Origin of the sequence: Streptomyces endophyticus (assembly GCF_035798155.1) — a bacterium.
Lineage (GTDB): Bacteria > Actinomycetota > Actinomycetes > Streptomycetales > Streptomycetaceae > Streptomyces > Streptomyces endophyticus.
On sequence record NZ_JAOZYC010000075.1, the window covers coordinates 1 to 18,058 of the forward strand.

The 18,058-nt window shown below is 71.0% G+C and carries 17 protein-coding genes and 1 pseudogene; 11 read left to right on the top strand and 7 right to left on the bottom strand.

Going from position 1 to position 18,058, the window contains the following annotated elements:
* Positions 1-675: pseudogene (locus OKJ99_RS09490) on the bottom strand (isocitrate lyase/phosphoenolpyruvate mutase family protein); the annotation flags it as partial.
* A 92-nt stretch (positions 676-767) separates the two neighbouring features.
* Here OKJ99_RS09490 and OKJ99_RS09495 point away from each other — a divergent pair.
* A complete protein-coding gene (locus OKJ99_RS09495) occupies positions 768-1,244 on the top strand; it encodes an SRPBCC domain-containing protein (protein WP_326015414.1) in 477 nt (158 codons plus the stop codon).
* 8 nt (positions 1,245-1,252) lie between these two features.
* Here the strand turns inward: OKJ99_RS09495 and OKJ99_RS09500 are convergent, their stop codons facing one another.
* Both OKJ99_RS09500 and OKJ99_RS09505 read right to left on the bottom strand, forming a co-directional pair.
* Positions 1,253-1,804, bottom strand: a complete 552-nt coding sequence (locus OKJ99_RS09500) for a putative immunity protein (RefSeq protein WP_326015415.1) — start codon at positions 1,802-1,804, stop codon at positions 1,253-1,255.
* 50 nt (positions 1,805-1,854) lie between these two features.
* Positions 1,855-2,322 (bottom strand): MarR family winged helix-turn-helix transcriptional regulator, encoded by a 468-nt coding sequence (locus OKJ99_RS09505; RefSeq protein ID WP_326015416.1) that lies wholly within the window; start codon positions 2,320-2,322, stop codon positions 1,855-1,857.
* 136 nt (positions 2,323-2,458) lie between these two features.
* On the opposite strand from OKJ99_RS09505, the gene OKJ99_RS09510 reads away from it, so the two are divergent.
* Positions 2,459-3,952 (top strand): UbiD family decarboxylase, encoded by a 1,494-nt coding sequence (locus tag OKJ99_RS09510; protein ID WP_326015417.1) that lies wholly within the window; start codon positions 2,459-2,461, stop codon positions 3,950-3,952.
* Here OKJ99_RS09510 and OKJ99_RS09515 read toward each other — a convergent pair.
* Positions 3,867-4,838 carry a LysR family transcriptional regulator gene (locus tag OKJ99_RS09515; protein WP_326015418.1) on the bottom strand — a complete coding sequence of 324 codons (972 nt, stop codon included), beginning with the start codon at positions 4,836-4,838 and terminating at the stop codon, positions 3,867-3,869. The genes OKJ99_RS09510 and OKJ99_RS09515 overlap by 86 nt on opposite strands.
* Positions 4,839-4,940: 102 nt before the next feature.
* Here OKJ99_RS09515 and OKJ99_RS09520 point away from each other — a divergent pair, with 102 nt between their 5' ends.
* Entirely contained in the window at positions 4,941-5,774 is an 834-nt protein-coding gene (locus tag OKJ99_RS09520; protein WP_326015419.1) for an oxidoreductase, read from the top strand.
* An 18-nt stretch (positions 5,775-5,792) separates the two neighbouring features.
* Here the strand turns inward: OKJ99_RS09520 and OKJ99_RS09525 are convergent, their stop codons facing one another.
* On the bottom strand, positions 5,793-6,365 hold the full coding sequence (locus OKJ99_RS09525) for a dihydrofolate reductase family protein (RefSeq protein WP_326015420.1): 573 nt from the start codon (positions 6,363-6,365) through the stop codon (positions 5,793-5,795).
* A gap of 129 nt (positions 6,366-6,494) precedes the next feature.
* Positions 6,495-7,517 carry a LacI family DNA-binding transcriptional regulator gene (locus tag OKJ99_RS09530; RefSeq protein WP_326015421.1) on the bottom strand — a complete coding sequence of 341 codons (1,023 nt, stop codon included), beginning with the start codon at positions 7,515-7,517 and terminating at the stop codon, positions 6,495-6,497.
* Positions 7,518-7,676: 159 nt separating this feature from the next.
* Here OKJ99_RS09530 and OKJ99_RS09535 point away from each other — a divergent pair, with 159 nt between their 5' ends.
* Positions 7,677-8,738: a C45 family peptidase gene (locus OKJ99_RS09535; protein ID WP_326015422.1), complete on the top strand. Its 1,062-nt coding sequence runs from the start codon at positions 7,677-7,679 to the stop codon at positions 8,736-8,738.
* Between the two features lie 275 nt (positions 8,739-9,013).
* The gene (locus OKJ99_RS09540) at positions 9,014-10,372 is read left to right on the top strand and encodes an MFS transporter (RefSeq protein ID WP_326015423.1); all 1,359 of its coding nucleotides are present in this window, start codon (positions 9,014-9,016) and stop codon (positions 10,370-10,372) included.
* 55 nt (positions 10,373-10,427) lie between these two features.
* Here the strand turns inward: OKJ99_RS09540 and OKJ99_RS09545 are convergent, their stop codons facing one another.
* Complete coding sequence (locus tag OKJ99_RS09545; RefSeq protein WP_326015424.1) at positions 10,428-11,090, bottom strand: FadR/GntR family transcriptional regulator; 663 nt, start codon at positions 11,088-11,090, stop codon at positions 10,428-10,430.
* 231 nt (positions 11,091-11,321) lie between these two features.
* Here OKJ99_RS09545 and OKJ99_RS09550 point away from each other — a divergent pair, with 231 nt between their 5' ends.
* The 6 genes from OKJ99_RS09550 to OKJ99_RS09575 are packed head-to-tail and all read left to right on the top strand — an operon-like array spanning position 11,322 to position 18,005.
* Positions 11,322-12,329 carry a sugar phosphate isomerase/epimerase family protein gene (locus tag OKJ99_RS09550; RefSeq protein WP_326015425.1) on the top strand — a complete coding sequence of 336 codons (1,008 nt, stop codon included), beginning with the start codon at positions 11,322-11,324 and terminating at the stop codon, positions 12,327-12,329.
* Positions 12,310-13,209 carry an ABC transporter permease gene (locus OKJ99_RS09555; protein ID WP_326015426.1) on the top strand — a complete coding sequence of 300 codons (900 nt, stop codon included), beginning with the start codon at positions 12,310-12,312 and terminating at the stop codon, positions 13,207-13,209. Before OKJ99_RS09550 ends, OKJ99_RS09555 begins: the two co-directional genes overlap by 20 nt.
* A gap of 13 nt (positions 13,210-13,222) precedes the next feature.
* Positions 13,223-14,239 (top strand): ABC transporter permease, encoded by a 1,017-nt coding sequence (locus OKJ99_RS09560; protein ID WP_326015427.1) that lies wholly within the window; start codon positions 13,223-13,225, stop codon positions 14,237-14,239.
* 1 nt (position 14,240) lies between these two features.
* Positions 14,241-15,317, top strand: coding sequence for an ABC transporter ATP-binding protein (locus OKJ99_RS09565; protein ID WP_326015428.1), 1,077 nt, complete (start codon positions 14,241-14,243; stop codon positions 15,315-15,317).
* Positions 15,314-16,366, top strand: a complete 1,053-nt coding sequence (locus OKJ99_RS09570; protein ID WP_326015429.1) for an ABC transporter ATP-binding protein — start codon at positions 15,314-15,316, stop codon at positions 16,364-16,366. The genes OKJ99_RS09565 and OKJ99_RS09570 overlap by 4 nt, the downstream gene beginning before the upstream one ends.
* 13 nt (positions 16,367-16,379) lie before the next feature.
* Complete coding sequence (locus tag OKJ99_RS09575; protein WP_326015430.1) at positions 16,380-18,005, top strand: ABC transporter substrate-binding protein; 1,626 nt, start codon at positions 16,380-16,382, stop codon at positions 18,003-18,005.
* The last annotated feature ends 53 nt before the right edge of the window (positions 18,006-18,058 follow it).

Consider the following 18,058-nt stretch of genomic DNA (forward strand, 5'->3'; position numbering starts at 1 on the left):
GGCGACGCGGGTGTCGCGGGCGGCGACTCGGCGCAGGGCGCGGACGGGCGGGTCGTCGCGCAACGTTTCATGGAGCAGCCGCTCGACGGGGCGGGCGCCGGTCGGGCGGGCGCCGGTGGGACGGGCGTCGGTGGGGCGGGCTCCGGCAAGGGCGCCATCCGCCTGGCGGATCAGGGCCGCGGTCGCATCGCGGGCCTGCTCGAGGAGGCAGATCCGGGCGGCGACTTCGTGGGAGCCGTGCGGCTGCCCGGCCGGCGACAACAGGTCGACGAGCCGGGCCACCGCCGCGTCGGCCTCCGGGCCCTCACCGCCGAAATAGGCGCCCGCCACGGCCGCGACCGCCTCCGCCACCATCTCGGGTTCCGGATAGCCCAGGGCCTGCGCAAGGGTGCGCACGACGTGCGGCGCCGCGTCCTTGGCGGCGGCGTCGGGCCAGTGGGCCGCCGCCTTCTCCAGTCGCGCCACGTCCAGGCGGGCGAGCTCGGTCTCCACCAGCGCCCGGCGCGCCGCATGCGTCCCGCCCGAGCTGAACCGGGGCACCGAGGCCCGCAGCCAGGCCATCGACGCGCCCACGGGCCCCTCGGCGGCGGCCGGCAGTTCCGGCACCAGGATCGGGTCCGCCAGCGCGGCCCGTACGTCCTCGTAGCGACGCACTTCATGCACGGTTCGGTTCATGCGCCCCACGCTAGGCATGGAACTCTTCGGGCCCGGCCGAACCGTCCCCGCCGCGCCCCGCCTCATCCCTTGCCGGACGCTACGCTCGGCCGATGTACTCGACGGAGCTCTCCCAGCACGTGAACGCGCCGCGTGCCGCCGTCTACCGGGCGCTCGTCGACGCGGACGCGATCGCGCACTGGCGGGTGCCCGCCGGCATGACCAGCCACGTGCACGAGTTCGACGCCCGCGAAGGCGGAAGGTTCCGGGTCTCGCTCACCTACGACGCGCCGACCGCGAGCGGCAAGTCGGGCTCGCACACCGACACGTACCACGGACACTTCGCCAGGCTCGTGCCGGACGAGCAGGTGGTCGAGGTGCTCGCCTTCGAGTCCGCCGATCCCGCGCTGCGCGACACGATGACGATGACCACCACCCTCACCGACGCGGACGGCGGCACCGAAGTGCGCATGCTGCACGAGGGGATCCCCGACGTCGTGCCCGCCGACCAGAACGAGACGGGCACGCGGATGGCGCTGGCGAACCTCGCCCGGCTCGTGGAGACGGACCCGCGGTTCGGCGACGGCTGAGTTAAACGCTACGGGCGGCGCGTGTCACGCAACGACGCGTCGAGCGCGCTCATCAAGTGCGCCACACGCCCCTTCCCCCGAGGCGCCGCCGGGTACCGGTTCAGCACGTCGACGAGGACGGGCGTGGCGCGCCGCCGGGCCTGCTCGATGTCCCGCTCCCCCGCCTCCGGATCGCCACCCGCGGCCAGCTCCGCCACACGGGCCGCGCACGCCGCGGCGCGCAGGATGTGGCCGACCTGGGTGGCCTTCGCGATCGGGTGCAGGTACGCGGCGGAGGCGGCGTCGCCCGATGCGCGCGCGGCGAGGCGTACCGCTTCGGTGTCCGCCGTCGCGGCGGCCCGGTGCGCGTCGAGCGCGGTGACCCGCTGCAGCCGGGACCGCTTCGCGCCGTTGACGAACTCCCACGCGGCGGCGACGGCCGCGCGGGGCCGCGGGTCGTCGGGCGCGGCGGCCTCGAACACGGGGAGCACCTGCTCGGCGCTGCGCACGGCGTACCGCGCGACCGCGCGCAGCTCGTCCATGGTCAGGTCGAAGTCTCCGGTCACGGTGGTCGTCGCCATGACACCGACCCTCTCAAGCGACGCCGAAGCCGTCGACTCCGGCCGACGGTTCACGCGTCCCCCTGCCGGGACGTCACCAGTCGCAGCATCCGCAGGAACTCCTCCCGCTCCTCCCCTGTGAGCACGTCCAGCAACTGGTCGCTCACGTCCGTGACGCCGGGCGCCAGGCGGGTCACCAGGTGACGGCCGCTCTCCGTGATGCGGACGAGTTTGCGGCGGCGGTCGCGTTCGTCCTTCTCCAGGTCCAGCAGGCCCCGCTTGCGCAGTCGCTCCAGGAGCGGTGCGGCCGTCGACTTGTCGAGGTGGGCCAGGGTGCCGAGCGTGCCCTGGTCCATGTCGCCGTGCAGGTCGAGCAGGCTCAGGACGGTGAACTGCGGGCCGGTCAGGTCCTGGTGGACCTCCTCGTACCAGAGCCGTGTGTGCAGCTGGTTCAGCTGGCGGGCGAGCGGCCCGAGCCCGTCGAGTGCCGCTTCCAGGGCTTCGGCGTGCGCGCTCTTCCGGGACGTCGGACGGGACATCTGTGGGACCCCTCGGTTGATTAGGACGTGTACGTACTTTACCGTGAGGCAGGTAGGACGTGTACGTAATAACTGTGTGTGATGTCTTCGGGGAGAGTCGACTCTGTCGGCCCTCGCCCGCAGGAAAGGGTCTGTCATGACGCAACGCGGCAGCGCGCTCAACTTCCGTGATTTCGTGCAGGAGTTGATCGAGGCGGGCGACGCGGTCGACATCCGTCAACCGGTCAGCCCCACCCTTGAGGTCGGCGCCATCACGCGGCGCGTGTACGAGACGCGCGGCCCCGCCCCCCTGTTCAGCAACCTCACCGAGGGCGAGCCGGGACATCGCGTCCTCGGCGCGCCCGCCGGGCTCACCGGACGTGCGGACGGCGCGTACGGGCGGCTCGCCGCGCACTTCGGACTCCCCCGCGAGACCACGCCGCGCGAACTCCTTGAACGGCTCATCTCGGCGATGCACGCCGATCCCCTCCCCCCGCGCGTCGTGGACGGCGGGCCCTGCAAGGAGAACGTTCTGACGGGCGAGGACGTCGACCTCACCCGTTTCCCCGTCCCGCTGCTGCACGCCGAGGACGGCGGGCGGTACTTCGGGACGTACGGCTTCCATGTGGTGCGCACGCCCGACGGCCGGTGGACGAGCTGGTCCGTCAGCCGCACGATGCTGCACGGGCCGCGCACGCTCGTCGGGCCCGCCATGCCGCAGCAGCACCTCGGCATGATCCACCAGATGTGGCGGGAGCGGGGCGAGCCCACGCCCTGGGCCATGGTCCTCGGGGCTCCGCCCGCCGCGCTGGCCGCCGCGGGCATGCCGCTGCCCGCCGAGGTGAACGAGGACGGGTACGTGGGCGCCCTCGCCGGCAGCCCCGTCGACGTCGTCCGCACCGAGCTGCACGACCTGCGTGTTCCCGCCAACTCGGAGATCGTGCTGGAGGGTTGGATCAGCCCGGACGAGACCGCCCCGGAGGGGCCGATGGGCGAGTACCACGGGTATTCGTTCGCGGAGAGCAAGCCGCAGCCGCTCTTCCACGTGGAGACCGTCACCCACCGCGACGATCCCATTCTGCCGGTGTGCGTGGCGGGCCTGCCGCCGGAGGAGAACCACACCATCTGGGGCACGATGATCTCGGCGACCAGCCTGGACCTGCTGCGCTCCAGCGGGCTTCCCGTCTCCATGGCCTGGTGCTCGTACGAGGCCGCGACCTGCTGGATCGCCGTCTCCGTCGACATCGGGCGGCTGGCCGGCATGGAGCTGAGCGAGCGCCAACTGGCCGACGCCGTCGCCGAGGTGCTGTTCGGCTCGCACACCGGATGGCTCGTCCCGAAGGTGATCCTGGTGGCCGACGACATCGACGTCACCGATATCGACCAGTTGGTGTGGGCGATGGCGACGCGCTACCACCCCGGCACCGGCGAATACGTGTACCCGCAGGCGCCCGGCATCCCCATGGTCCCCTACCTCACCCCGGAGGAGGCGCGCACGGGCCGCGGCGGCAAGGCCGTCATCAGCTGTCTGCTCCCCGCCCAACTGGCCGGTGGGGCACCGGGGATCACCGCTTCGTTCCGGAACTCGTTCCCCGAGAACGTGCGGCGGCGCGTGGTCGAGAGGTGGGCGGAGTACGGTTTCCGCCGCTGAGGGCCTCGGCGGCGCGCGCGTACGCGTGCACCAGCGGGCGGCGGTCGTCGGCGCGCCAGGCCAGGACGAAGCGGCTGGGCGAGACGCCGCGGACGGGGCGGGTGACGACGCCGCCGAGGGTCACCAGCGGTGCGTTGCCGAGCGCGATCAGGACGACGCCGAGCTCCGCGGCGAGCGCCTCGTACGTCTCCTCTGCGCTGGCCACCTCCGCGCCGATGACCGTGGGTTGCCCGCCGCGCGCTTCGGTGGCGAGCCAGTAGTCCCGCAGCGGCCCGGCGCTCTCGGGCAGCGCGAGGAATGGCTCGTTCAGCAGATCGACGAAGTCGACCGCCTCGCGATCGGCAAGTGGGTGCGTCTCGGCCATCGCGACCAGCCGGGGCTCCTCGGCGACCGGCACCCACCGGTAGCGCTCCTGTTCCGGCAGCGGCAGCCACACGAACGCCACGTCGCTCGCGCCGTCGGCGAGCCCCGCGGTCGAGTCGTCCCAGGACACCTGGCGGACCCGGAGCCGGGTGTCGGGATGCTCGGCGGTGAAGCGGGAGCGGATCGCCGGCAGCACGCCCCCGCGCCCCGGACTCGTGCTCATGCCCACCACGAGGGCCGCTGCCCGATCCGCCACCAGCTTGGCGAGCGTTTCCCGTGCCGCCTCCCACTCGGCGACCATCCGCCGGGCGTGCGGCAACAGCGCCTCCCCCACCTCCGTCAGCCGCACATCGCGCCGGTCACGCTCGAACAGCGCGGCCCCCACCTGCTTCTCCAGCATCCGGATCTGCTTGCTCAGCGCGGGCTGCGAGACGTACAGCCGCTCGGCCGCACGCGTGAAGTGCAGCTCCTCGGCCACCGCGGTGAAGTACCTCAGATCCCGCCCGTGAACGTCCATAACCATCGGCTATCACGACAGATCTTGTTCGGGCAACTGGCCCGTGCAGCAAGGTAGTTCGCACAGGGGCCGCCGACCGCGGCGACTCCCCCGGTCGAGGAGCACACCATGAACAGGGTTTGGCTGGTCACGGGAGCGAGCAGCGGGTTCGGCCGGGCGATCACCGAGGCCGCGGTGGCCGCGGGGGATGTCGTGGTGGCTGCCGCCCGCCGCACCGCGCCGCTCGACGATCTGGTCGCCGCGCATCCGGACCAGGTCGAGACGCTGGCGCTTGACGTCACCGCCATCGGCGACGTCCAGGCCGCGGTCGACGGCGTGGCCGCCCGGCACGGCCGGATCGACGTCCTGGTCAACAACGCGGGGCGTGGCATGGTCGGGGCGGTCGAGGAGGCCACGGACGCCGAGCTGCGGGACCTGATGGACCTGCACTTCTTCGGCCCGGCCGCGCTCACCCGGGCCGTGCTGCCGCACATGCGCCGCCGCGGCTCGGGCACCATCGTCCAACTGACCAGCATGGGCGGGCGATTCGCGTTCGCCGGCGTCGGCGCGTACTGCGCCACCAAGTTCGCCCTGGAAGGGCTCTCCGAGGCGCTGGCCGCCGAGGTCGCGCCGCTCGGCATCCGGGTGCTGATCGTCGAGCCCGGCGCGTTCCGAACCGGGTTCGCCGGCTCCGCCGATCTCACGCCCGTATCGACGCTGGACGCGTACCAGGACACCGTGGGCCCCGTCCTGTCCGCGCTGCCGGGCGGCAGCGGCCAGGAGCCCGGCGACCCGGCCAAGGCCGCGTCCGCCATCCTGACCGCCGTGGACGCCGACGAGCCGCCGCTGCGCCTGCCGCTCGGCAATGACGCGGTCGATGCGATCACCGCTCAACTCGACGGCTCGCGAGCGGAGTTGGGTGCCTGGGAGAAGCTCGCCCGCTCCACCGACTTCGACGCGTGACGAAACACCCAGAAGGCCTCAGCGCACGACGTCGAAGACGTTCTTCTGCAGCCCGTTCGCATACGCCTCGTGCTCGACGAGCTTCAGATGCTGGGTGTCCTTGTCGGTGCCGCTGAACAGTCGCTTGCCCGCGCCGAGCAGCAGCGGGAAGACCAGCAGGTGGTAGCGGTCGATGAGGCCCGCGTCCGACAGGTTCTGATTGAGGGTGGCGCTGCCGTGCATGATGATCGGGCCACCCTCGGTCTCCTTCAGCGCGGCGACCTCGTCGAGCGAGCGCAGGATCGACGTCTCGCCCCAACCGGACACCAGGTCACCCGACTTGAGGGTGGTGGACACGACGTACTTCGGCATCGGCTTGTACTCGGCGAACTCCTCCATGCCCGGCCACACCGGACTGAACGCCTCGTAGCTGACCCGGCCGAACAGCATCGCGGTGGCCTCGGTCTGCTCCCGGCCCTTGATCTCGAACGCCTCGGGCACGAAGTCGACGCCCTTGAAGGTCCACCCTGAGTTGCGGTACCCGGGCTCGCCGCCGGGCGCCTCCACGACTCCGTCGAGGGACACGAAGGCCGTGCTGATCAGCGTGCGCATGTCGGATCTCCCTGGTTGCTTCACTGGTTGTTTCACTGGTTGTCGGTCGGCTCTGCACCAACTAACACTCATCGACCGGCGGGCGGGGCAGAACTCATCGGTATACGACGCGTCGCGGACACGAATCGGTCACCCGGGCCGTCTCCGCGTCGACTCCCGCTCCCTCAAATGCGCCTGCGTGATGCGCGGAGCGGCCGGTTCCGTACCGGCGATCAGGGCCTGCAAGATGTCCAGGAGCGCGCCCGAGCTGCCGACCGGGTCCAGTTCGAGCGCGGAGATGGTGGGGCGGGCGCCCCGGGAGTGCTCGGAGTCGGAGCCGGCGACCACCATCACCTGATCGGGGACCGCGATTCCCTGGGCGATGAGTCCTTCCTGAACGCCCGCCGCGTGTCGGCCCGTCAGGCAGAACACGGCGTCCGGCAGGCCGTCGGCCGTGATCCGGCGGGCGAGGTCGACGCCGCCCCCGACGCCCGCGCGCTCGGCCAGTTCGTAGAGGCGGGCGGGCATGTTCCGGGCGGCGCACCAGGCTGCGTACGCCTCTTCGTGCTCGTCGTTCCAGGCGTTCGCGTCGGTGCCACGCACGAGGGCGATGCTGCGGGCGCCCCGGGCCGCCAGGTGGTCGAGGACCAGGCGCGCCGAGGCCGCGTCGTCCTCCGAGGCCCAGTACGGGAAGTCCGGGCGTCCGGGGGCGCGGCCGTAGGTGACGTAGGGGATGCCGCGCTTGTCGAGCAGGGCGACGACCGGGTCGTCGCGGTGCGGGTTGGTGATGATGTAGCCGTCCATGGAGAACGTCAGGGGCGGCACCGGCGCCCGGGTCAGGTCGGGCACCAGCATCAGGCTCAGGCCGCGGGCGAGGGCCTGGGAGGCGGCGGCCCCGACGAACTTCTCGAAGACGTCGACGCCTTCCGGCTTGTAGTCGCCGAGCGCGTCGAGGGAACGCAGCACGAGGCCGACCGCGCCCATCGTGGAGCTGCGCATGCCGCGGGCGAGGGCGTCCGCCGCGTAGCCCATCTCGTCGGCGACCTCGCGGATGTGCTCGCGGGTGGCGGCGCTCAGCGTGCCCTTGCCGTTGAGCGCGTGCGAGACGGCGGTGATCGACACGCCGGCCCTGCGGGCCACGTCCTTGATGGTGATGCCCTGGGTGCGCGCCACGCCGCCGCTCCTCTGCTTCTTCGGGTCAGTTGTTTCGGCCAGGCAATTGCTTCGGTCAGGCACTTGTTTCGGTCAGGCATTGTATAAAACGTTTTACCTTCCTAGCGTGATCGGCGCCGCACCGACACACGGCCCCGGCGGGGCCCGGAAGGAACACCCGTGGATCTGCACACCCTGACCACCGACACCGTCGACCCCCGCGAGCGCGGAGCGCTGCTCGGCGGCCGGTTCGGCGGCGAGATACGGCGCGTGAGCACGCTGTACGTGGAGCACTTCGCCGCGCTCGGCCTGCCCGCGCAGCGCGTACGGGAACTCGCCGAGCGCAGCCACGAGGCGCTGCGGGCATGGGCTCCGGGGCTCGCCGAGGAGTCGGACGCCTGCGCCGACGCGGCGGGCGTCGAGCGCTGGCAGGTCGCGGCGGTCGGCGCCCGCACGGAGATCCTCGCGCTGTGCCCGCCGGCCGGGGAGGGCGAGTGCTCGACGGCCGTGTACGCGCCCGTGGGCGCCGCCCCGCAGACCGTGCAGACGTGGGACTGGCACGAACTCCTGGTCCCCGCCGCCCTGTTGCACGAGCTGACGCCGACCGAGGGACGTACGGTGAAGCTGTTCACCGAGTTCGGCGCGCCGGCCAAGATCGGGGTGAACAGCGCGGGCCTCGGCGTGCACTTCAACATCCTGTTCCACCGCGCCGACGGCGAAGGCAGCGGCGTCCCCGTGCACGCGGTCGCGCGCCGCATCCTCGACGAGGCAGACACCCTCGACCAGGCCGTGGAGATCGCCGGTTCGGCCCGGGTCACCGCCTCCACCTCGCTGACGGTCGTCACCGCCGAGGCCGCCGCCAGCCTCGAACTCTCCCCGCGCGGCCTCGCCGTGGTCCGGCCCGGAGACGACGGCTGGCTGCTGCACACCAACCACTTCCTCGACCCGGAACTCGCGGCCGGCGATGTCTGCCCAGGTGACTCGTCGACGGCCGAGCGCCTCGCCCATCTGCGTTCGGTCCGCTCCGCGCTGCCGGGGCTCGGACCCGCCGAGCGGGCCGCGGCGCTGTGCGGGAGCGCGGGGGCGGGCGCCATCGTGTGCATGCGACCGGACGCCGCGAAGCCCCTGCACGAGCAGTGGGGCACCCTCTTCACCGTCGGCCTCGATGTCGCGGGCGGCGCGCTCGACTACGCGGTCGGCACCCCGGACACGGCCGCCGCTCGGGGCTTCCGCCGCTTCTGACGCTTCCCGCTCCTGCTCGCCTTCGACGGCACCCCCCATCGGCGTCGGCCCCTACTCCGCTGCGGCGGCGATCGTCCTGGCGCTCTGCGCGTAGGGGCTGCGGGAGACGTTCCGGGTGCCGACGGCCGAGCTCGGCGAGCGGCCGGAAAAGCGCGTCAACTGAAGTCTCTCCGGATCTTGCCAAACATTCCGCGCACCTGATCTCATGCTCAGCGATTGCCAACATTCCAGTTGTTGACAATAGACAGTCTGAGATCAGCGGAAGGCGCACCGCCATGGATCCTCTCTCGCACCAACCGGCCGACGGCAACGGCCACGGGCGTCCGCCGGTCCCGCCGAAGACCCTTCGCCGTGTCGTGGCCGCCGCCGCCATGGGCAACGCCATCGAGTGGTTCGACTACGGGATCTACGGCTATCTCGCCGTCCACGTCGGCCGCGCGTTCTTCCCCTCCGGCGACTCGCTGTCGCAGATGCTCTCCACGTTCGGCGTGCTGGCGGTGTCGTTCGCCGTGCGGCCCTTCGGCGGCATGGTGTTCGGGCCGCTCGGCGACCGCATCGGACGCCAGCGGGTGCTCGTCCTGACGCTGTCCCTGATGTCGCTCGCCACCTTCGCGATCGGCGTGCTGCCCACGTACGCGACGGCCGGGGCGGCCGCGCCGCTGCTGCTCGTGCTGTGCCGGATGGTGCAGGGCTTCTCCACCGGCGGGGAGTACGGCGGCGCCGCCACGTTCATGGCGGAGTACGCGCCCGACCGGCGGCGCGGATTCTTCGGCGCCTTCCTGGAGTTCGGCACGCTGATCGGCCTGACGTCGGGCGCCGCGCTCGCCACGTTCGTGTCCACCGCGGTCGACCCGGCGACGGTCGACGCGTGGGCCTGGCGGGTGCCGTTCCTGGTGGCGTTGCCGCTGGGCGCGATCGGCCTGTATCTGCGGATGCGGCTGGAGGACACCCCGGTGTTCCAGGAGATGTCCGAACGCGAGGCGACGTCGAAGGTGCCGCGGCGAGAGACGCTGAAGCACTGGCGCATGATCGGCATCCTGATGGCCTTCACTCTGCTCCTGAACGTGACCGACTACGCGCTTCTGACGTACATGCCCACGTACTTGAAGTCGGTCCTCGGCATCGGCGACCTGGCCAGCGATCTGGTACCGATGACCGTGATGGTGGCGATGATGGTGGTCATCCTGCCGATCGGCGCGCTCACCGACCGCATCGGCCGCAAACCGGTCGTGCTCACGTCGTGCGTGGGCTCGCTCGTCCTGTCCGTGCCCGCGGTGTGGCTGATCGGCCAGGGCTCAACTGCCGCCACCGTGGCGGGCGTCGCGGTCCTCGGGCTCCTCCTGGTCATGCTTCAGGCCTCGGTGGCCTCGACGCTGCCCGCCCTCTTCCCGGCCCATGTGCGCTACAGCGCCTTCGCGATCGGCTACAACTGTGCCACGTCCCTGTTCGGCGGGACGGCTCCACTGGCCATCACGGCACTGATCGCGTCGACCGGGGACCATCTGGTGCCGGGCTACTACATGGCGGCGGCCGCGCTGTTGGCCCTGGTGCCGCTGATCCGGATGCCGGAGACGGCGGGGCGGTCACTTCGGGCCGAGGTGCCGGCGGGGACCGAGGTGTCGGTTCGGGTGTGAGGCTGCTGCCGGTACGGGGTGAGGACTGCGGGGCCGTCGGGGGGCGGCCCCGCCGTCACGTTTCCGGCGGCCCCGGCGGCTCCATGCGGGCGACGATGGCGAGCGCCAGCTCCGTCGCCGCCTCGGTGTCGTGCCGCTCGATGGCCCGGTAGAGGGCCTCGTGCTCCCTGGTTCCCTGACCCACCGCGCCGCCCAGGGACTTGCGGAAGGGCACGTTGAGGCTCGCGTAGAAGTCGATCAGCAGCTCGTTGTGCGAGGCCTGCGCGACCGCCATGTGGAAGCGGAGGTCCGCCTCGACGAACCCGTCGGGGTCACCGGCCTCCGCGTGCCGGTTCCGGTCGTCGAGCGCCTCGCGCATCGCCGTCAGATCGGCTTCGGTGCGGCGCACGGCCGCGAGCGGCACCGCGGCGGCGTCGAGTCCGCGGCGCACCTCGACCACCTCGCTCGACTTGCTGTTCGTGATTTTGCGGCTGAGCGTCACGGCGGCCTCGTCGACAGCGACGACGTAGGTGCCGTCGCCCTGCCGCACCGCCAGCAGCCCCGCGTGCACCAGGGCCCGCGTCGCCTCCCTCAGTGAAGCGCGGCTGATTCCAAGGGTCTTGGTCAGCTCCGCCTCCGACGGGAGCCGGTCGCCCGGGACCCACTCCCCCTCGCTGATCTGCGTCCTGATCGCGTCGATCACGGCATCGACCGTCGACACCCGATTGACCTTCAGCATGTTCATCACACCTCGAGAGTAGACACCGCAAGACACCGCTCGACACCGGCCGCGCCGATTTAGCGTCCCGGCCCGGCTCCTCCTGCACGCCCCCTTCCACAAACATCAGACGACTGATAATCATAACTCATGACGACCACGACGTCACAGGCAACTACCCCTCCCATCCCCGCAGTTGACGCCCTTTCAGCGCCAGTGGTCACCGGCGAGCGCCGCATGAGGATCGGGGCCATGTGCGGCAGCCCGCAGGGCTTCGCCGACGGCTCTCCCGAGGACGCACTGCGGTTCGCCCACGCCCGAGGGCTCGAAGGCGTGCTGTTCGCCACGCCGCGGGCGATCAGCCCCGACCTCGACGAGGCCACGCTCCGGGCCACCGCCGAACAGGCCGCGGAACTGGGCCTCTACGTAGAGACGGGCATCGGCTCCTTGGGTCCCGCCCGTGATTTCGATGCCCAGTTGGCGGAACTGACGGCAATGATCAGGGCTGCTCAGGCGGTCGGCTGCCGGCAGTTCTTCGCGTACACGCGGACCGTTCGCATGCCCGGAGCGGCGACGCACGGGGAGGCAACGCACGGCAAGGCGACGCACAACGAACAACTCGACGGCATCCGGCAGACGATGGAAGCCCTGTTACCGCTCCTGCGCGGCGAAGGACTGCGCCTGAACCTCAAGACCCACGAGGACCTCTCCTCCTACGAAGTGCTGCGCCTGGTCGAGCGCTGCGGACCGGACGTCGTCGGCGTGAGCCTGGACGTGGCCAATCTGGTGGTGCGCGGCGAGGACCCGGCCGAGGCCGTCAAACGGCTCGCGCCCCACGTCCACCAGACACATCTCGAGGACGTGGCGCTCTACTTCGTCGAGGGAGGGCTGAGGCGAAAGCTGCGGCCGTGCGGGGCCGGAGTTCTGGACTGGCGCGCCATCCTCACCACGCTCCTGGAGGAGTCACCGGCCGAGCGGCTGACACTGGAACAGCATCGGGGCCGGTTCGACACGGACATCTTCGACCCGAGCTGGTTCGAGGCCGAACCTCACGTGCGCGCAGCCGAGTTGGCCACCCTGGTACGTGGCGCGTGGACGTGCGAGACACGTGCCCGTCGCGGGGACGGGCCCAGCCTGGAGGACCTCGCCGCCGACCCCGGCGCCGCCGCACGCCGCGCCGAACTCGACGAGAGCGCGGCATTCCTGCGCCGCACCCTGTCCGCGATCACCGGAGGTCCCCGTGACAGCGACGACAGTTGACACCGCGACTGACACCTCGACGGCGGCGCCGCCCGCCCCGCCCCGCTGCCGATTGCTGCACGGTGACCGGGTCCTGATCTCGGCCCTGTCGGGCCTCGCCCTCCTGGCGGTGGTCCTCCTGGTCGGGCCGTGGCTGTGGCCGCACGGCTCCAACACCGTCCACCTCACAGAGCAGTTGCTACCACCCTCCTCCGCCCACCCGCTCGGCACCGACAACCTCGGCCGGGACATGATGGCGCGGGTCCTCACCGGCGCCAGGACCTCGCTGGGCGCGGGTCTGATCGTGGTGGCCGCGGGGGCGGTCCTGGGGTGCACCACCGGACTGCTGGCGGGTGCGCTGGGCGGGTACGTCGACACCGCCTTGACCTGGCTCACGAACTCGATCCTGTGCTTCCCCGCCATCATGCTCGCCATGGCGGTCGTCATGGCGTACAAGCCGGGCGTCACGGCGATCGTCATCGGCCTGGCGATCCACTCCTTCCCCTGGTACATGCGCACGCTGCGGGGCGAGGTGCTGCGGATCTCCTCGCTGGACTTCGTCCGCTCCACGCACGCGATCGGCGCGACGCGGGGACGGGTCCTGTTCCGGCACATCCTGCCCCATCTGATCTCGACGATCGTGCTCCAGATGGCCGCCGTGTTCGGCGCCTCAGTGCTCTCGCTGGCCGCTCTGGGCTTCCTCGGCATGGGCGCGCAGGCGCCCACCGCCGAGCTCGGGGCCATGATCACGGATGGCCAGCAGTTCTTCCTCACCGGCCAGTGGTGGCTGGCCGCCTTCCCCGGACTCGTGCTGCTGATCGCGGTCACCCTGACGACCATCGTCGCCGACCGGGCCCGCGAACTGCTGGATCCTCGCGGCGAGTTCATCGCCGCGGAATGACCGGAGGCACACCATGCTCAACGTCATCGCGAAACGGGCCGGCGTCGCTGTCGCGACCGTGCTCGGAGCCTCGATCTTCTCCTTCTTCCTCCTGCGCAAGCTCCCCGGCGACCCGGCCCGCCTCATCGGCGGCGAACTCGCCGACCCCGCGACCATCGAGAAGCTGCGTGAGTCCATGGGGCTCGGCGACGCGCTGCCGCTGCAGTTCTGGAACTACCTCTCCGACGTCTCGCGCGGCGACTTCGGCTTCTCCTTCAGCACCGGACAGCCCGTCACGACACTCGTCCGCACCCGCCTGCCGGCCACCATGGAACTCGGCGTCGCGGGCGTCGTCACCGCCCTCACCCTCGCCATCGTCTTCGGCGCGCTCGCGGTGTACCGCAGGAAGCGCGGCGCCGACCTCGCGCTGCGCACCTCGTCCTCCCTGGCCATGGGGTCGCCGCCGTTCTGGCTCGCCCTGATCGCCATCCTGCTGCTCTCCGTGAAGCTCGGCATTTTCCCGGGGCCCGAGGGGCGGCTGTCCCCGCACATCGCGCCACCTCCCGGGTTCACCGGCTTCTACACCATCGACGCGCTCATGGCCGGGCAGTTCCGGACGTTCCTGGATGCCGCATGGCATCTGGTGCTGCCCGCCTTCATGATCGCGGTCGGTCCCTTCGCTTTCCTGAGCAGGCTGTTCCGCTCCCAACTGCGCAACACCCTGCGCGAGCCGTTCATCACCGTGGCCCGCAGCCGCGGTGTGAGCCGACGCTCGGTGTTCCTGCGCCACGCGGTGCCCAACTCCCTGCTGTCACTCGTCGCGGCCACCTCCATGCTCTTCGCCGAGCTCATGACCGGCAGCGTGCTGGTGGAGAGGGTCTTCGGGTGGCCCGGGGTCGGCTCCCTGACCGTCGACGCCATCCTCCAGAAGGACTTCTCCGTGGTGCAGGGCGTCATCCTGCTCAGCGCCGTGCTCTACGTGAGCGTGAGCTTCGTCGCCGATGTCATCTACGTGGCCGTCGACCCACGGCTGCGCGCGGGAGTGAGCTGACATGACCGAGACCGACCTCAACACACCTGCGGTGCCCGGCCCCGCGCGGCGGCACACCGACACGGACACACTGCTGGAAGTGCGCGGCCTGAAGACCGAGTTCGCTACCGCCGGCGGGCGGGTCGCGGCCGTCCGCGACGTCAGCTTCTCCGTGCGCAGGCGCCAACGCCTCGCCATCGTCGGCGAGTCCGGCTCCGGCAAGTCCGCGATGGCCATGTCCATCGTGGGACTCGTGCAGTCGCCGGGCCGGGTCACCGGCGGTGAGATCCTGCTGGAGGGCCGGAATCTGCGGGGTCTCCCGGACAAGGAGATGTCCCGGATCCGGGGCCGCCGCATCTCCCTGGTGTTCCAGGATCCGATGAGCGCGTTCGACCCCATCCGCACGATCGGCTCCCAGCTCGTCGAGAGCATCCGGGCGCACCAGCCGGTGAGCCGACGGGTCGCCCGCCGGCAGGCCGCGGATCTCCTGGGCGAGGTCGGGGTGGCCGACCCGGAGCACCGTCTTTCGGATCATCCGCACCAGTACTCGGGCGGCATGCGCCAGCGCGTGCTCATCGCCATGGCCCTGGCGAACTCGCCGGAGCTCGTCATCGCGGACGAACCCACCACCGCCCTCGACGTCACGACCCAGGCGCAGGTCCTGGGGCTGCTCGACCGCCTCGTCACGGATCGCGGGGCGGCACTGATGCTGATCACGCACAACCTCGGGATCGTCGCGGGCTTCTGCGACAGCGTGCAGGTGATGTACGCGGGGCAGTTGATCGAGGAGAGCCCCAGCAGGGAGCTGTTCCGGTCCGCCGCGCATCCCTACTCGCGGCAGCTGCTCGACTGTGTGCTGCGCACGGACCGCAGGCAGCAGGGACCGCTCGCCACGATTCCGGGGGCGCTGCCCGATCCCACCTCGCCTCCGCACGGCTGCGCCTTCGAACCGCGCTGCCCGCGGGGCAAGGGCAACTCCCTGTGCAAGAGCACCGAGCCCGAGCTCGTCCAGGTCGGCGCTCGCGGCGACGGGCACGGCGGCAGGCAGCTCGCCAAATGCCATTTCCCAGGTGTCCACGAGCGGGAGGAGACCACGTGACCGCGCAGCCTGCCGTTCCGGCGGAGCCCGAGCGGCCCCTGCTGGAAGTCAGCGGCCTGTCCAAGACGTACAAGGGCAAGCGTTCCGGTCTGCGGCCGCGTGGGAGGCCGGAGGTGAAGGCGCTGCACGACGTCTCGTTCGACATCGTGCGCGGTGAGACCGTCGGCCTGGTCGGGGAGTCCGGCTCGGGGAAGTCCACCGCGGCCTCCTGCGTGCTCCGCCTGGTCGAGCCCGACGCCGGTTCGATCCGGTTCGACGGCACCGACGTGCGCGCGCTGCCGCGCGAGGAACTCAGGCGGCTGCGGGCCCGTATGCAGATGGTCTTCCAGGACCCCTACGGCTCCCTGGATCCCCGGTTCTCGGTGCGCGAACTCGTCGAGGAACCCCTTGTGGTGCACGGCGAGCGCGACGAGGCGACCCGCAGGGAGCGGGCGCTGCGGATGCTGGAGCGGGTCGGCTTTTCCGCGGCCCTGGCGGAGCGCAACGCGCACGCCTTCTCCGGTGGCCAGCGCCAGCGGGTCGCGATCGCGCGCGCCCTCGTGATGAACCCCGAGCTGGTCGTCCTGGACGAGCCGGTCACCGCGCTCGATGTCTCGGTGCAGGCTCAGGTCCTCAATCTGCTCACTTCGTTGCAGCAAGAACTCGATCTGACGTATCTGTTCATCGTCCACGACCTCGCCGTCGCGCAGTACCTCTGCCATCGCATCGCGGTCATGTACCGCGGCGAGATCGTGGAGCTGGCGGAGTCGAAGGAACTCTTCGCGCGCCCGCTGCACCCGTACACCCTGACGCTGCTCATGGCGGCGCCCGTACCGGACCCGGACGTCATGGACGCGCGGCGCACCGTGTTCCAGGACCCGGCGGTCGTCGACCACGGAGGGTCCGGCCAGGGGTGTCCTCTGCGCGCCCGGTGTCCGGTCGGCTCCCAACGCTCCGAATGCGCCTCGTCCGCCCCGGTGTTGCGGGAGGTCACCCCGGGACACATGGCGGCCTGCCACTTCCCCGGCGAGATGCTCGCGCCCCTGGGCGGCACCCCCGGCAGCCTCTGAGAGAGGAGAGCTCATGCCACACCACAAGCCCGCGCCGCGGGCCACCGGCAGACGCACCTTCCTGGCGGCAGCACTCGCCGCCATGCTGACGACGACGGCCTGCAGCGTCTCGGGCCCCACCGTCCCGACGAGCGGCGGGAAGCGGCCGTTCACCGTGAACTGGGCGAGCAGCCTCAGCAGCCTCGACCCCGCGTTCGTCTGCCCCGGCGACGACAACAGCTTCGCCAGCAATTTCTACGGACGCCTCGTCAAGCTCTCCACAACGAAGTCCGGTGGTGTCACCTCGGCCGACCCGGATCCCGGCAAGGTGCGGCCAGACCTGGCGACCGGCTGGAAGGTGTCCGACGGCGGCAGGACGTACACCTTCAAGCTGCGGCCCGGCGAGAAGTTCGCCAACGGCCATCCCCTGGACGCGGCGGCCGTCAAGTACTCGATCGACCGGACCCTGACGATGGGTGCCTGCGGCTCGCTGTCGCTGCAATTGGGCATCACCAAGCCCGGGCTCGTCACGGGCGTCGAGGCGCCGGACAGCACCACGGTGGTTCTGCGGCTGCGCAGCGCCAATCCGGCGATCCTGTACAGCCTGGCCCAGAGCCGGGGTTCGATCTACGACCCGAAGGAGATCGAGGCCCACGGCGGCGTGCGGCGCAACGCCCCCAACCAGTGGCTCCAGAGCCACACGGCGAGCAGCAGCGGCCCGTACGTCCTCGCCGAGTACGTACCGAACAACCACGCCATCCTGAAGCGGAATCCCCATTACTACGGGAAGCCGGCCCTGGAGCCCACGATCCGGGTGAACTTCAATCCGTCGGTCTCCACGCTGCTGCTTCAGGCCGAGAACCGGCAGGCCGACGTGACCGTGGGGCTGCCTCCGCAGAGCGTCGACCGGCTGAACAAGGACGACTGCTGCACCGTCGTCAGCGCCCCCAGCGCCACACCGGTGACGGTGTCGCTGAACTACGAGGACCGGCTGACGGGCAACGCGGACTTCCGTCGGGCGCTGACCTACGCGATCCCGTACAAGGGCATCATCAAGGCCGTTGCCTATGGCTACGGCGACTCCTACTACGGGCCGCTGGTGCCGGGCATGGCTGGCTATCGGCGCGGGCTCGAACCGGCGCTGTCCTACGATCCGGCCCGGGCGAAGCGGCTGCTCGCCGCCTCCGGCGCGAAGTCCCCGACGCTCCGTCTGATGATCAATCCGTCGTCGCCCGGCTCCTCGGAGCTCGCTGCCGTGCTGCAGTCCTCGTGGCAGGCCATCGGGGTCCGGGTCGACATCGACGCCAAGCCCCCGACGGACTTCTCGACGCTCTTCAACGACGGCACGTACCAGGCGGGCCTGCTCTTCGAGAACAGCACGCCGATCGGCGGCTACGAGCTGCGCAAGAAGCTGACGTGCGGCAGCGAGTTCAACAACCAGCACATCTGCATCCCGGGAACCACCCGGCTGCTGAACAAGCTCAGCAGGACCGCGGACGCCACCGAACAGCAGCCGATCGTGGACGAGCTCGTCAGGAAGTGGCGCGCCAGGTCGCCGACCATCGTCCTCTACCGGGCCCGCTTCACCGCGGTCCTCGGTCCGCAGGTCAAACACTTCTCCTACGCCGCGAACCTGCGCTTCTCCGAATGGGGCCGGTAGGGGCTCCCTCCGCTTCCTCCGCTCCCTCCCCCGCACACGACCACTGAGCCAAC

What these genes read in the sequence shown, in the direction of transcription:
- OKJ99_RS09575 (WP_326015430.1), top strand. Translation starts at nt 16,380, where the DNA reads ATGCCACACCACAAGCCCGCGCCGCGGGCCACCGGCAGACGCACCTTC.
- OKJ99_RS09520 (WP_326015419.1), top strand. Translation starts at nt 4,941, where the DNA reads ATGAACAGGGTTTGGCTGGTCACGGGAGCGAGCAGCGGGTTCGGCCGG.
- OKJ99_RS09540 (WP_326015423.1), top strand. Translation starts at nt 9,014, where the DNA reads ATGGATCCTCTCTCGCACCAACCGGCCGACGGCAACGGCCACGGGCGT.
- OKJ99_RS09500 (WP_326015415.1), bottom strand. Translation starts at nt 1,804, where the DNA reads ATGGCGACGACCACCGTGACCGGAGACTTCGACCTGACCATGGACGAG.
- OKJ99_RS09565 (WP_326015428.1), top strand. Translation starts at nt 14,241, where the DNA reads ATGACCGAGACCGACCTCAACACACCTGCGGTGCCCGGCCCCGCGCGG.
- OKJ99_RS09510 (WP_326015417.1), top strand. Translation starts at nt 2,459, where the DNA reads ATGACGCAACGCGGCAGCGCGCTCAACTTCCGTGATTTCGTGCAGGAG.
- OKJ99_RS09515 (WP_326015418.1), bottom strand. Translation starts at nt 4,838, where the DNA reads ATGGTTATGGACGTTCACGGGCGGGATCTGAGGTACTTCACCGCGGTG.
- OKJ99_RS09505 (WP_326015416.1), bottom strand. Translation starts at nt 2,322, where the DNA reads ATGTCCCGTCCGACGTCCCGGAAGAGCGCGCACGCCGAAGCCCTGGAA.
- OKJ99_RS09525 (WP_326015420.1), bottom strand. Translation starts at nt 6,365, where the DNA reads ATGCGCACGCTGATCAGCACGGCCTTCGTGTCCCTCGACGGAGTCGTG.
- OKJ99_RS09495 (WP_326015414.1), top strand. Translation starts at nt 768, where the DNA reads ATGTACTCGACGGAGCTCTCCCAGCACGTGAACGCGCCGCGTGCCGCC.
- OKJ99_RS09545 (WP_326015424.1), bottom strand. Translation starts at nt 11,090, where the DNA reads ATGCTGAAGGTCAATCGGGTGTCGACGGTCGATGCCGTGATCGACGCG.
- OKJ99_RS09550 (WP_326015425.1), top strand. Translation starts at nt 11,322, where the DNA reads ATGTGCGGCAGCCCGCAGGGCTTCGCCGACGGCTCTCCCGAGGACGCA.
- OKJ99_RS09560 (WP_326015427.1), top strand. Translation starts at nt 13,223, where the DNA reads ATGCTCAACGTCATCGCGAAACGGGCCGGCGTCGCTGTCGCGACCGTG.